At 51.2% G+C, this 13,291-nt stretch carries 9 protein-coding genes; 1 reads left to right on the top strand and 8 read right to left on the bottom strand.

Translation table 11 applies throughout. The features are described from left to right. Positions 1–107 precede the first annotated feature (107 nt). The 3 genes from OOT00_RS05980 to OOT00_RS05970 all read right to left on the bottom strand — a co-directional run bounded on the left by OOT00_RS05980 (position 108) and on the right by OOT00_RS05970 (position 3,005). The gene (locus OOT00_RS05980; RefSeq protein WP_265424406.1) at positions 108–998 is read right to left on the bottom strand and encodes a radical SAM protein; all 891 of its coding nucleotides are present in this window, start codon (positions 996–998) and stop codon (positions 108–110) included. A 29-nt stretch (positions 999–1,027) separates the two neighbouring features. Beyond that, a complete protein-coding gene (gene mtnP / locus OOT00_RS05975; protein WP_265424405.1) occupies positions 1,028–1,789 on the bottom strand; it encodes an S-methyl-5'-thioadenosine phosphorylase in 762 nt (253 codons plus the stop codon). 145 nt (positions 1,790–1,934) lie between these two features. Next, the gene (locus OOT00_RS05970; protein ID WP_265424404.1) at positions 1,935–3,005 is read right to left on the bottom strand and encodes a Wadjet anti-phage system protein JetD domain-containing protein; all 1,071 of its coding nucleotides are present in this window, start codon (positions 3,003–3,005) and stop codon (positions 1,935–1,937) included. A 220-nt stretch (positions 3,006–3,225) separates the two neighbouring features. Between OOT00_RS05970 and OOT00_RS05965 the strand changes: the two genes are divergently transcribed. Then, positions 3,226–3,627 carry a VOC family protein gene (locus OOT00_RS05965; RefSeq protein WP_265424403.1) on the top strand — a complete coding sequence of 134 codons (402 nt, stop codon included), beginning with the start codon at positions 3,226–3,228 and terminating at the stop codon, positions 3,625–3,627. Here the strand turns inward: OOT00_RS05965 and OOT00_RS05960 are convergent. From OOT00_RS05960 to OOT00_RS05940, 5 genes are all read right to left on the bottom strand, one after another. Further along, on the bottom strand, positions 3,606–4,319 hold the full coding sequence (locus OOT00_RS05960; protein ID WP_265424402.1) for a helix-turn-helix domain-containing protein: 714 nt from the start codon (positions 4,317–4,319) through the stop codon (positions 3,606–3,608). The two genes, OOT00_RS05965 and OOT00_RS05960, sit on opposite strands and share 22 nt — an antisense overlap. Before the next feature lie 189 nt (positions 4,320–4,508). Next, complete coding sequence (locus tag OOT00_RS05955; protein WP_265424401.1) at positions 4,509–5,621, bottom strand: Fic family protein; 1,113 nt, start codon at positions 5,619–5,621, stop codon at positions 4,509–4,511. A 199-nt stretch (positions 5,622–5,820) separates the two neighbouring features. Next, positions 5,821–7,572, bottom strand: a complete 1,752-nt coding sequence (locus tag OOT00_RS05950) for an AAA family ATPase (RefSeq protein ID WP_265424400.1) — start codon at positions 7,570–7,572, stop codon at positions 5,821–5,823. A 216-nt stretch (positions 7,573–7,788) separates the two neighbouring features. Further along, positions 7,789–12,210 (bottom strand): coiled-coil domain-containing protein, encoded by a 4,422-nt coding sequence (locus OOT00_RS05945; RefSeq protein WP_265424399.1) that lies wholly within the window; start codon positions 12,208–12,210, stop codon positions 7,789–7,791. Next, a complete protein-coding gene (locus OOT00_RS05940) occupies positions 12,203–12,997 on the bottom strand; it encodes a hypothetical protein (RefSeq protein WP_265424398.1) in 795 nt (264 codons plus the stop codon). The genes OOT00_RS05945 and OOT00_RS05940 overlap by 8 nt, the downstream gene beginning before the upstream one ends. Between the last annotated feature and the right edge of the window lie 294 nt (positions 12,998–13,291).

Here is a 13,291-nt window from a genome sequence, read left to right as displayed (position 1 = left end):
CCATTAGGGAGATGAAAATTGCCAATATACATCATTGAAATTTGATTCTTCATTTCAGGCGAGAGCCGTGAACTTCACGGGCAGTATATCAGTACGTTTCAAATCCCTTAGAGTTCACTGCATGAAACGCCTCCGGCAAAACAGGTGAAGCATCGGGGGTGGGCCAGAATGGTGCGGGCTTTAAGGGCGGGTTCCAGCTCCTCTCCCATGTCATAGGCGGCGTCATTGTCCACCAGCGTACAGGCATAGACGGCCATCCGGTTTTTCTTTTTCACCACCATGCGGCTGAAGGCGCACATGAAAGCGGCACTGGTTTTTGGGGTATGGCAGGTCTGCATGCAGCTTTGTGTGATTTCAGGTGTATCTTTTTCTTGAAGATCCGGAAAGCTCACAAGGTGCAGGTCTTCGGGCAGGCCCCTTTCTTTGAAAAGTTTTCGATAGGCTTCACTGCGATCCCCGTCTTCCCTGCGGCAGGCCACGGAAACCCCGAAGCCTGCGTCGAGAAGTTTTCGGATGCCGGTCAGGGCAAGTTCAAACATGCCCTCTCCTCTGCCCGCATCGTGGCGGATGGCATCCGGATGATCCAGACTGATGCGGAAGGTGAGGCGATGGGGTTTTTCCTTCAGGGGAAGAAGAGCCTCAAGGCGGGCCTGCATGGGCCGGGTGCCGTTGCTCAGCACAAGGCAGGGGGCGATATTTAAGGCATGTTCCAGAATGGGGATGATTTCTTTGTTGAGGAAGGGTTCCCCGCCGGTAAAGGAGAACTGTCTGGCTCCGGTCTTGAGGCCTTCCGCCATGAAGGGTTTTACATCTTCAAGGGTAACGGGGGCAAGGCGGTGCACGCCCGGCCCTGAATGCTCAAAGCAGTCCGGACAGCTGAGGTTGCAGTCTGTTCCCGTATGGAACCAGAGTTCCTGAAGTCCCTGAAACTCAATGAAGCCCCGTGCTTCCCCGGAAGCGGCGGGGGTGTGGAGGGGGGAGATGCGTTCTTGAAACATGGGAAAACCTCGCTTGGGTGGTGAATTTTTCAGGCCCCGTGAAGGCGGGGAAGGCTTCGGGTGAGAAGGCTCACCAGTTTAGCCACATTGCCTTTAAAGATTTGTATGATTTCTTCCACAATGAGGGGCGGGGCATCGTCTTTCCAGGAATCGTAATCCGTCACCATGGCCACCACGGCATAGGGAATTCCCAGTTCCGTGGCGAGGATGGCCTCCGGCGCAACGGTCATGTTTACGAGATCCGCCCCCCAGATGCGGAACATGCGGGACTCGGCCCTTGTGGAAAAACGGGGGCCTTCGATGGTGATAAGGGTAGCGCCGTCATGGAGGGTGAGGCCTTCCTCTTCAGCGGTTTTTTTCAGAATGTTTCGGATCTGGGGAGAAAAGGGCTCGGCCATGTGGGCGTGACGGGCGTTTTCGATGCCCGGCTCAAAGGTCTCGTGAAAGGTGACGATGCGGTGGCGGGTGAAGTCAATGAGCTGATCCGGCAGCACGAGGCTTCCCGGTTCAAGGTCTTCTTGTAAGGAGCCGCAGGCCGCTGTGGCGATGATCTTGGTGCAGCCTGCGGCTTTCAGGGCGTAAAGGTTGGCCCTGTTGTTGATGCCGCTGGGTGGAATGGTGTGCTCCCGGCCATGGCGGGCAAGGAGAATCACTTCCTGCCCCTGAATGCGGCCACGGCGCAGGGGGGAAGACGGCGGGCCGTAGGGGGTGTCCAGACGAAGATCTTTGGGAGATTCGAGGATTTCCGGGTTGTCCAGCCCTGAGCCTCCAATGATGCCGGTTATGGTCATGGGGTATCTTTCCACCTGTAAGGGTAAGGGTATGAAGGGTCAGGCCTTGCGCCTGTCCAGATTCCGATCTCCGGCCCAATTATGTCTGCAAGCTATAGGGTCAGAAAAAAGTAGCTGATGGGGCAGGATAGTATCAGATTGTTTTTTAAACCGAAATCCTGCGGATATCATCAGAGGTCAGCCCCTCCTGGGGCCAGCGAAGAATTTCTGCTTTTTCAAGATAAATTTCTGCCAGTTCAACCCCCAGCCATTGCTTGGCAGCCATGGGATCGTGATCCTTGGTCTGGGATCTGTCATAGGGCGTAGGGAGGTTTTTTTCAAGGAGGGCCTTATAAAGGGAAAGGGCTGGTCGAAGTGGAAGAAGGCCCTTTTCTTTCCTCATGGCATTGATTCGGGTGGGAATGGCAATGCCTGTGGGATCAAGGTCTCCAAAATAGAGGATTTCCATGGCTTCAAGATCTGCTCTGATCTGTTCCAGCCCGTCATTGGCATATTCCCCTGCATTGGCCGATACCGTGAAACCCTTGCCATATACCACTGCTGCATAAATGCACATATCCCCATTGGCCTGGCAGCAGCTCCAGTAAGTATTGGCGTTTTCCACAACCAGAAGGGGTTTTCCTGAAAGAAGGGCCTTATCCGGTGAGGGGCTTTGGAAGGGAAGGGGTTCCGGGCAGTAAAAGCAGTCCAGATTTTCAAGGGTGATTCTGCCACCAAAAAGTCCCTTGCGGCTATAGCCATCCAGGGCCTTTTCACTTTCAAAGATCTGTAAGGCCCTTTCCCTGTGGGGGATGATCTTTGTATCGGTTTTTCGGTTCAGGAGATAATCGTTGACCCTGATGGCCTGTTTCAGTTCTTTTTCTGTTTTCAGATGACAGGCAAAGGCTGCCATGTATGTGGGTTCCCAGGCGGTCAGGTGGCGTAAATTGTAAAGTTCTGTCTTTTTTTGAATTAGGGCGGCATCTTCTTCCGGTCGTAATGCGGTGACATAAGGGGGAAGGCCGGTTTTGTAATCAGATTTAGTTTTGGGAATTTGCAGCAGTTTTTCTTTTTCAAGGGTTTTCAGGATATCAAAAAGGCGTTTTGGGAGTTCGAAATCCCCTATGGATGAAGGGGCTTTTCTTCTGATGGTTTCAAGCAGAAGGACCGTTTCAATCTTTTTGCGTTTGCTGCATCGTATCACTTCCCAAACAGCTTCATGGAGGATGTTTTCCATGGAGAATATCCTTTGCCGGGTTATTAGAGTTCTTTGTCGGTCAGAAACTAAAAAAGCTTTTTTTTGGCTGAAAGCCTGCCATTGCCATGAAGGTATAGGGGCATTCCTGTCAGAACAGCTGGTTTTTTGGCCAAAAAATTCAAGATTCTGCCACATATATTGAGCTATTCTGCCCATCAGCGTTTTGTATTGAGGAAAACAGGAACCCTTGGAGGAAGACATGGAAATTCAATCCGTCAGCACAACCATTGTCACGCAAAATCTTGAAGAAACAAAGGGATTTTATATCTCACACTTTGATGCCCGCCCGGCCTTCGACTGCGGCTGGTACGTGGTGCTTCGCCTTGGAGCTTCCCCGTCCGGGCCGGAAATCTGCCTTATGAAGCCCCAGGAAGGCATGGTTCCTTTTACCGGAGGTATCTTTCTGAATGTCCTTGTGACGGATGCCGATGCCATGTACGAGAGGCTGCATGATCAGGCGGGTCTGTCTGTCATCATGCCTCTGGAAGATCATCCATGGGGAGACAGGGGCTTCGGGCTTCTGGATCCCTCCGGTGCCCTTGTTTACTGCTACCATCCCATCCCTCCGGCAGCGGAGTTTCAGCAGTATATTCTTGGCTGAGGATTGGGGAATGCATCGGGAGCTGTCAGCCGGGTTGCGGACAGCTCCCTGTTCACACGAAGCATGTTGGGGGTGCAGCCGAACCAGCGTCTGATCTCCCTGTTCAGATGGGCCTGATCTGAAAAACCGTGGTCTGCGGCAATATCGGCCAGGGAGATGGCCGAGGTGGCGATGGCAGATCCTGCCTTCCGTACCCGGGCCAGCCCCTTCCAGTAGCTGGATGATGCTCCCGTGAACCGAACCAGCTGTCTCCTGATGCTTCGCTGACTACGTGCCGTGGCCCTTTTCTTTCCCCCTGCCCTCACTTCAGCCAGGTAGTCTGCAATCCAATGGGGGGCAGGGTTTGCCAGCGATACCACCTCTAAAAGTGCATTCTGAATTTCATCATGATCTGCTGCAAAACAGAAACCCTTCCAGGATGGCAGGTATGGGGAGATGGACAGATCCCTGCACGTTGAGCCGGGGTCATCCTTTTCCCATGGGAAGGTCAGGCCCGGCGCAAGCCGGATGCCCACAAAACGGGTTTCCTCCGGGCAGGTCACAATTCTCGGAGAGGCATCCAGCCCGCTGCAGATAAGCTCTGGAGCCTGATTTTTCGGAAGAATGGCAATCAGATCCCGGCAGCCATCGGGCCAGACAAGGGACTTACCTCCAGGCAGACAGACCTTCCATGAACAGATGATATCACCCATGGTTTATCTGTCTTTTTGTTTTTTCCACATTCAGCTCCGTGATTTCGAGGCAGTTATAGGAAATACCGTGGGAAATTTTTTTACGGCTTCTTTGCCAAATTCAATTGACAATCAATCGAAATCTATTGGTGGGGTGAAAAAAAGTGTTTTTCTGCTGGCAGAATAATCCAAAAAAGACCTTTGGGTATTTTACCCGGAAAAGCGAAAATTCAGTGAGTATTCACCGTTATTATTCAGGAGAAGCCCCATTTCTGATAATTTGGCGAGGTCTCTTCGGGCTGTCTGGCTGCTGATACTGCTGTAGAGAAGCCTGAAGGGCATTTTTGATATGAGATCTTTTATACAAAAGACAAAATCAGGTGGATAATCGAGAAGAAGAGTCAGCAGCTCAAAATGCCTTTTGTTTATCTCTTTTTTCTGGTTCTGGTCTGTGTAATGATCTTTTAATGCAAAGATTTTTATGGAAGAAATTATTATTTTTTTAATTTTTTCCATGGAAAATATGGCAGCATCCAGAAAAAATTCTAAAAAAGGAGTGGCATCGTTTCCGAGTTTGTTTGTTTTTGAAAAAGCACTATAATAATTGTCTATATTTCTGTAATAATAGTTTGATAATTCTCCGGGTATGTATTGCAGCTTGCCAGTTTGCAAGATAAGGGCTTCCAGCAGTCGGGCTGTTCTTCCGTTTCCGTCCCAGAAGGGATGGATGGCACATAAATAATAGTGTGCAAGGGGTGCCCTTATGAGGGGGGGCAATTCCAGTATTTCATGGCTGTTCATCCATTCTGTGAAGGCAGCCATCAGCAGGCTGACGTCATCCAGGCATTTGGGAGGCCTGTATACGCCGCCATGGGCTTTGTCACCGACTTCCACCCTTCCGTTTCGGTAATTGCCAGGTATGTTGTATTCATGGGGCACATTAGTGGTAATGATTTTATGCAGATTCCGGATGAGCTGTTCGCTGATCAGAAAAGGCTGAGAGATGATTTTTTTCTCAGAGAGATAATCATAGGCCTCAATAAGATTTTTGATCTCCTGCTGATCTTTGGCAGAATAATCAATAAGATCATGGCCTTCTGATATTTTTCTGACATCTGCTTCTGATATGGGGTTGCCTTCGATGGCGGCGGTCCCGGCAATGGAGCTGTACATGATCTCTGGTTCCAGTCGTGATGCCAGACCGGAGAAAACGGGCAGCTCTGCAATGGTTTCATTCAGAACCATTGCCCTGATAAACAGCTCCCTTATTATTTGAGAGTCATATTTTTCCTGGAAAATGAATTTTCCGGATTTATATGTCATGCACTCCTTCATGTTCTGCTTTCTGATAGTGTGTATGTAATATGTATGTCATTTTATAATAGTTGTTTATGGGATAATACTTTAAGAAATGTAACATGGCATGTGGGCTTTGTAAACTTGAAAGCCTGCTTTTATCCGGGTATGCACAGAGAAACCTGTTTGGCCTGAGAGCCGCTTATCCGTCATGTCCAGGAAGGGCTCAGCTTACCGGTTCATTTGATGCCGGAAGGGGGTCCGTATCAAATACCCTGAATCCCCCATTGCCAAAACAGTAAATCACATGCTGGCTGATCTTTGCTTCCGGGTATTCCTTTTTAAGCCCTTCCACATAGCCTGCCATCTGCTCCGTATCTTCAGGAATCAGGGTGAAGTTTTCAATGCTGGTATTGAATTTTTTAAAGGCGGCATTGGAAAAGTATTTGAACTCGATGACCATACGGATGCCCGCAAAGCATTCATTGAATTTGCCCACAAACTCCAGATCTGTTCTGCCCTTGGGGTAGGACCTTTCCACATTCCAGGTGAACCAGCGGGAAAGATAGCGGGAACAGAGTTCATAGAAGGTGGTGCGATAGAAGTTCTCGTTTACCTGGGAAAAGACCGCTTCGGGAAGTTGGGAAACGTATTCCTGCCAGTAGCCAGCAAACAGAGATTTCAGGTCAAGGGTTCTGACAAAATGCTGCATCATGTTCCCGTAGCGGGTGGAAACGTCAATGTGGTGGAGTTCATTGAAGTATTCCACAAAGATTCTTCTCATGTTGAGGTTGGGGAGAGTTAGGGCAAAGTCATTTTTTCGGGTAAGCATCCCCAGATAAAAAAAGGAGATGGGAAAAAAGCTCTTTTCAAAAAAACGGGACATGTTGAATTTCTGGGTGAGCAGGGTGTCGTCATAGTCAATGCTGTTCTGGGTTGTCAGCTGGGTGACAAAATCCTGGGTAAGCTCAGGGTTGGAGCCGGTGATTCTTTTGATCCACAGGATATCGGTTTTGAGGTTCATGTCCGTTAAGTGTTTGGGCATGGTTTTAAATTCACAGAACCAGCTCAGAAAATATTGAAGAATGGTGGAGTTATAGACGGCCTCGCCTTCAGGATCGATAAAATGATAGCCATTATACTGATTTTTAATGACATCCTGTACTTCATTGCGGGTATCCGGGCGGATTTCATAATCTCTGTAAATGTCATCGAGAAGTAAATTCACTTCGGACTGGGTGAAGCCGATCATGTTTTCAAAATTGGGGTTCAGGGTGATGAAGGTGGCAATGTTGAAGCCCGAAGCCAGTTCATCCATGGTGACGGGCAGAACGCCTGTGATGAAAACATTGTGGATGGTTCCGGTTTTTCGGCCCTCTTTTAAAAGCTTGAAAAAGGTTTTTAAAAAACCGTCATCGGCCATGAGCTGCTTATAAAGAAGGTCTTTATGGCCTGTGATGAGCTGGTTGGCAAAATTGTCGTACTCATCGATGATGACATAGAGGGGCGGTAGCTTGTTGTCCTGGATCTTATTGATAACGGCCTTGAGATTGGATACGGAGCTGTTTTCCGGATTCAGCAGCGGCTTATCCTCTAAAAAACAGATGTTTCTGTTCACCAGGGATTGAAGGGCAAGGTTCACTGTGTGATCAAAACTTTTTTCCATTAATTCCAGCTCACCGGTCTCAATGGTGGAAAAATCCAGATGCAGCACAAGCAAAGTATTGTGCAGGGGCGTTGGGTTTTTGCCAATCCATGTGTGGCCGAAAAGCTCTTCAAAGTTTTCTTTGTATAAAACCGAATAGTAGGACTCCAGCATGGTGCAGAGAAGGGATTTTCCAAAACGCCTTGGACGCAGAAAGACGGGATTTTTAACGAATTCCAGTTTTTCGATGTAGGCAGTCTTGTCCACAAAGTAGCCGTTTTCACGAACAATGGCTGGATAATTGGCTTCGCCGTAGAGGATTCTTTTTTTCATGGCTTGCACCTTTTGTGGTGAGGAAAAGCAGTTTTTCCAGTATATCTTTATTTTACTCCAAGCGGTCAACCGTGAAACATTCGAAAATTTCAAACACACGGGTCAAGAACTTTTTCATATCGTTTCAAGACTGCCCCATGTATCAAGAATGACCACCCAGAGTATATCAGCAGATCCAGCCCCTTGTCTCCTGCAGCCAGTACGGCTTTTATTTTTTCAGGGGGCTTGATGGTGGTTCACCTGCCTCTTTGTTTTTTCCACATTCAGCTCCGTGACTTCAAGGCAGTTATAGGAAATACCGTCGATTTCAAGTTTTTTATCCCCTTTGCGGATGGCTGTGCGCAGTTCAAAAAGTTCTAAGGATTCCCGGTCATGGATGCCGGTGAAATAGACGCACTGAAGGCCCATGTTTCCCGCCACCTTGAGCTGGGCATCCACAAAGTCCGAGCGGTTGCAGACGCCTAAGGGATTGTCCAGAATGAGGAATGCGGGAATTCTGCCTTCGGAAGCACTGTTGCGCTTTTTTCGCATGGAGATGAGCAGGGTGTAGAGCATGACCGCAATGGTGAGGGCTTCGCCTCCGGAACCGAGATCCTTTCCCACGGGCTCGTAGGTGCTGCCGGAGTCATCGCATTTCAGCATGCGGATACCGAAATTCTCCCGGCCCGATGCGGCCCCCAGAAGCTGATAAAGCAGCTCAGAGCCAAGGCCGTTGCCTGCCTTTGGATTGACTTCCGGCAGGCGGTTCTGCTGCATGAGCTGATAAAGCCAGTTTTCCACAGACTGGCGGAAGGCATCCTGGTAGCGGGCAAAATCCAGTCGGACACCTGTGCGAAGAATGGGTTTTCCGCCGTAAATGAAAACGGTCTCCGGAAGAAGCTCCCTTGCGGCGGATTGCAGTTTCTGGTGATAATCCCGGCTGTGCTGCAGCAGCCTGTCCACAAGACTGTCCATGAAGCGCTGGGTAATTTTCAGATCCATTTCAATGTTACGGGCGATATCTTCGCAGCGCCGGATCAGGTCTTCGGCCTGAAGCCCTAAGGATTCGGCATCGTGGCTTCTCAGGGCATCCACCACAGCGGGGAGGTCATGGCGGCAGGCATCATCCTGAAGGTGGGTCTGGAGACGGTCAAAGGCACTGCGCATCCGTCTGCGGGCGTTTTCTCCGGTTTCCCGCTCCTTTCTTTCGGCTGCGGCCATTTCCCTTATTTCTTCCAGCAGTTGCCGGATGGAAGCCATCCTGTCTCTGCCCGGCTCCAGCAGGTCCGGCCATGGATGACGGGGAGAATCCTGATCCCAGAGGGGTTCAAAGGTCTGGTTTTCCGCCATGGCAATGCGAAGTTCCTGACGCCATTTTTCAAGGAAGCTGAGCTTCTCTTTGAGGCGCTCAGAGCGGGAAAAAAGGGTTTCGCAGTCGGTCTGCTGCCTTCTTTTTTCGCTTTCCAGACGATGCAGCAGCGCATCTGTGTCCTGATCCTTCAGGTTTTCTTCCCTAAGATCCTGGGGAAAACCTTTGGCTTTTTGTTCCGAAAGAAGGGCCTCGCTGCGGATTTGATCCTTTTTTTTGTGTTCCAGTTCCGTTTCCATGCGGATGCGGCTTTCCTTCAGCCCTTCCAGTTTCCCGGAAAGGCTTTCAAGGTACGCCTTTCTATCCCTGAAGCCCCGCGTGGCCCAGTTTTCCGCACTTTTTCCATCAAAGCTGTGGCTGCGGCCAAAGGCCTCGAATTCGGACTGAAGCCTTGCAATGCGTGCCTGAAGATCTTCAAGCTCTCTGCCAAGATGGTCTATACCGAGCGTATGGCTCATCTGTCTCAGGGTTTCCCTTGCGGCCCTATGAAGATGGAGCAGGGTCTGAAGATCCATGGACAGGGCTTCTTCCTGCTCTTCGGTCTTCAGTTCCGTATCCTCAGGCCGCATGATTTCAGAGGCCTTTTCGTCCAGCCCTTTGAGATCGGATTTGCATATGTGGATATCCTTAAAAATCCGGAGTTCTTTTTCCTTGAGTTCCGTAAGGGTCTTTCCATCCGCCCGGATGGCCTTTTCCACGGCTCCTTTTTCAAGGGTCTTTTTTTCCCTTTCCTCCTCCCATGCGGCCAGATCCGCAAAGGATGAAACCCAGGTGTTCACCTGCTGGAGCATCCGAGAAAGGTCTGCGAGTTGGTCTTTCAGATGGCGGTAGCGGGATTCCAGATCTGTTTTTGAGCGGCTGAGGGCTTCCATGCCCGCTTCAGCCTCAGCAATGGCAGCTTTGATTTCAGAAAGTTTTTTCTCCCCCGCATCTGCCCGTTCACGGAGGGCGGCCACAGCTCCGGCATCGGGAAAACGCTCCTGATAGGCATGGAGATTGCGGCTTACGCCTTCCATGGCTTTAAGGAGGCTCCGGGCTTCTTCCCTTTCCTCTGCCACCTTTTCCAGCGTTTTTTGGTATTCTTCCCTCACCTTTTCCATGTGCTGTCTGGAATAGACCTCGGGCGTCAGGGGGCGGATCAGGGTCTGCTCCACAGTGCTGACCGCCTCCGGAGCACAGGGGGTGGAAATCACCACGGGCCGGTGCAGCCAGGGAGGTGGTGGCATCTCAAGGATGCTTTCAATGACATCCTGACTGGCCGCCATCATGCCCGTGAACCGCGCCGGATCCCCTTCGATGTACCGGGCCAGGATTTCCGGCGCAGGGTAGAGATCCGCAAGGTATTCGGGATAGGACTTGAGTTCTCCGGGGGCAATACCCTTTTCATGGCCTTTTTTATGATAATAGGAAAGAAGGCGGCGGGTAAGGTCATCGGCGGCAAGGCCGCCTCCCTGATCCAGAGCTTCCAGCTTTTCTTCCAGCTGAAGGGTCTGCCTTTCCTTTTTCCTGAGACGTTCCTCGCTGCGCACCAGGGTGTCATCCAGCCGGGAAAGGAGCTCTGCCGAGCTGATTTCCATATCACGGGTTCCGGCAATGCGCACAAGATGGGGATCTTCCAGAAGATGCCGCCGTAAATCCGCTTCTTCTTCCATGGCTTTGAGGGATTCGCTGCGTTTTCCCTGTGCTTTTGAACACTCTTCCAGCAAACGACGCCAGTTGCGATCCTGGGCCTTCAGGGCCTCTTCTCCGGCGCTCATTTCCTTTTCAACCATAATGATGCGGTTTTCAAAGCCCGCTTTTTCCCCATGGAGCCGGTCCAGGGCGGCGGAGGGTTCTTCTCCAGGATCAAGGGGCAGCAAGGTACGGCCAGCTTCGGCTCCCCGGATGCGACCGTTCAGATTCTCAAGCTCCTTTTCAAGGGCTTGCCTGAGGATTTCCCCTGCCTGCTGTTTTTTTTCCACAGCCCTTTGATGCTGCTTTCTTTCTTCCTCTTCCCGGCACAGATTTTCCATGGCGGCTTTCAGTCCGTGGCGGTCTGCATCCAGACGCAGATGGTACTGGGCCGCAAGGGTTTTTAATTTTTCCTGCAAGGGATTGATTTCTTTGCCTGCTTCGGCGAGAGCCTTATCCTTTGTGTCCGCTTCGGCCTGATTTTTACGGATATCCGCCATGAAGTCCGCAGCAAGGAGGGCGTTTTTTTCAGCCTTTAGCGCCTCGCTTTCCCCATGATTTCTGTGGAGGCTTTTTTCTCCTTCTTCTACGGCACTGGATATGCAGAAGTGCTCCAGATAAAGGATATTGCTCCGGGTGGTTTCCAGTCCGGTCCGAAGGGTCCGCAAAGAGTCTTCGGCATGTTTCTGCTCATTTTCAAGTTCTTCCAGCTCTGTCCGGGAAGAAGCTTCTGCACCATGGAGAAGATGGCTGGCCTCTCCCAGTTGCATCCGCCATTTTTCAATGGCCTTTCCTGCACTGCGCCAGAGGGCGGCGATGGTGTCAAAGTCGGCGATGCGCTCCTTTAGGCTGCGTACGGCATCAAGCTGGGCCCGTTTTCTCGGGCGGTCCTTCATTTTGCTTAAGTCCTGATCCATGCGTTCGCGCAATTCTTTGGCAGCTTCCATATCCGTCACGCAGCCAAGGAAGAAACTTAAAAAATCCCCTTCGGATTTAAAGCGGAAGGCATCCTTGATGCCCCCTTCCGTACGGGCAAAATCCACCTGACGGTCAATGAGCCAGGGATCAAGCCCAAGCTCTTCCAGGGTTTCCTCCCATTCCTTCTGGCTGGAGGTCTGCTGGATAAGCGGAGCCATGAAATCCTTCAGGGCCTGATAGGGCTTTTCCTGATCGAGAAGTCCGTCCCACTGGCTGCGCAGGGTGTCAAAAAAATCAGCGGATCTGGCCAGAAAAAAAGTGCGATCAACTTTGTCCGGCGTGTTGCTGTGGCGATAGAGAAGCTGGCCCAAAACCAGATGATCCACGGGTTTTGTCTCAAAGAGGGTGGGTTGCAGTACCATGGCAAGGTCCAGCATGACGATGGCAGGACGGCCGGGAATCAGATACTGGTCCAGACTCTTGTCCCCGCCGGATTGCAGGTGCTGCACAAAGCGCTGTCTGGATGGGCTGAACACGCTGAGGATAAAGGATAAGAGGGTGGTTTTACAGGTGCCGTTGGCAGCAAAAAGAACACCATGATCCGCATCCCCATCCTCCCGGAATACGGGCACAAAGCCATTGCGCAGAATATTGTCCCCTGCCTTGATATCGCTTACAAAGAATTTATTGAGTCTAAACATGGGGTTTCCCTTCCCCGGCCGCATTTCCGGCTGTCTTTTTTTCCTGAAGGGGAGCGGTGGTCACAATATCCCGGAAGGCGTGGAAAGCATAGACAATACCTTCCCTCAGGGCGGTCTGATAGGCAGGCGTCGGCCTGTATTCCACCTCCCCAGGTGTTTCTTCAAAGGCCAGCAGATAGCCCGTTTCCACCATGTGATCCAGTACGATGGCAATCATTTCCACCCAGCTTGAACCGCTGCCCGCCCTTTGTCTGTCCGGATTGTCTTCGGGCAGAAGGCGAAGGCGTTCCGCAACGCTCTTCACCTGGGGATGCAGCCTTGTTTCTCCATCGGGCAGGGCGGATTCTGCAAGGGCAAAGCGTTTCAGGATATCCATGACATCCATGATGACAATGGCACCGAGGTCTTCCACCGGAGCATCCAGATCCGCCTCCGTCGGGAAAAAGGCCGTGGCAATGGCGCAGTGAACGGGAAGGATTTCCGCTGCCTTGAGGTCGCTTCTGGCAAGGAGTTTTCCGTAATCCGTGAGGGTGGCTGCAAAAAAACTGTCCGAGCGACGGGCGGAAAGGCGAAGGCCCTTGTCTTCCAGGGCAAGGAGCCTCAGCTCCATGGCCTTCAGGCCCGTTTCCACCATCTGGCGGAAGCTGTCCTGGGACTGAAAACGCTGGATGAGTTCGGCCATCTCGGCACTGAAGGGGGCCATGGCCCTGCGGCTGCCGCTGCTGTATAGGAGGCTTAAATAAATCAGGCGGCTGGCCCCATGAAAGGATTCTGTATGGTGTTCCATAAAAAAGGTGCACCCTTCACTGTAATTTTAGTTGTTTGGTTTCAGTGTAAGGCACCCAGGCTATTTGTAAGTGACGTTGCAATCGTTTCGGATCAGAGCTTCGAAGACCTGTGCGAAAGAAGCGGCAAACTGTCTGAGCCGCCACAAAGGCAGCGTGCTCAAGCCAGCTATGGTAATCAAAAAGCTTATCCTGCCTGTGGCGGGGAGTTTTTGCCGCTTCCGCACAGGACAAGAAGCTCTACGAATAAGATTGCGTCACGATCAAATAGCGCGGGTGCCTGTGCACGGGCCTTA

This window comes from Desulfobotulus pelophilus (genome assembly GCF_026155325.1).
GTDB classification, from domain to species: Bacteria; Desulfobacterota; Desulfobacteria; order Desulfobacterales; family ASO4-4; genus Desulfobotulus; species Desulfobotulus pelophilus.
Note: the sequence above shows the minus strand (reverse complement) of the source record. Positions and strands in the feature narration are given on the sequence as shown.

Bases quoted from the DNA above. Each gene is read 5' to 3' on its own strand.
- OOT00_RS05980 (WP_265424406.1), bottom strand. From the start codon at position 998: ATGTTTCAAGAACGCATCTCCCCCCTCCACACCCCCGCCGCTTCCGGG.
- mtnP (WP_265424405.1), bottom strand. From the start codon at position 1,789: ATGACCATAACCGGCATCATTGGAGGCTCAGGGCTGGACAACCCGGAA.
- OOT00_RS05970 (WP_265424404.1), bottom strand. From the start codon at position 3,005: ATGGAAAACATCCTCCATGAAGCTGTTTGGGAAGTGATACGATGCAGC.
- OOT00_RS05965 (WP_265424403.1), top strand. From the start codon at position 3,226: ATGGAAATTCAATCCGTCAGCACAACCATTGTCACGCAAAATCTTGAA.
- OOT00_RS05960 (WP_265424402.1), bottom strand. From the start codon at position 4,319: ATGGGTGATATCATCTGTTCATGGAAGGTCTGTCTGCCTGGAGGTAAG.
- OOT00_RS05955 (WP_265424401.1), bottom strand. From the start codon at position 5,621: ATGACATATAAATCCGGAAAATTCATTTTCCAGGAAAAATATGACTCT.
- OOT00_RS05950 (WP_265424400.1), bottom strand. From the start codon at position 7,572: ATGAAAAAAAGAATCCTCTACGGCGAAGCCAATTATCCAGCCATTGTT.
- OOT00_RS05945 (WP_265424399.1), bottom strand. From the start codon at position 12,210: ATGTTTAGACTCAATAAATTCTTTGTAAGCGATATCAAGGCAGGGGAC.
- OOT00_RS05940 (WP_265424398.1), bottom strand. From the start codon at position 12,997: ATGGAACACCATACAGAATCCTTTCATGGGGCCAGCCGCCTGATTTAT.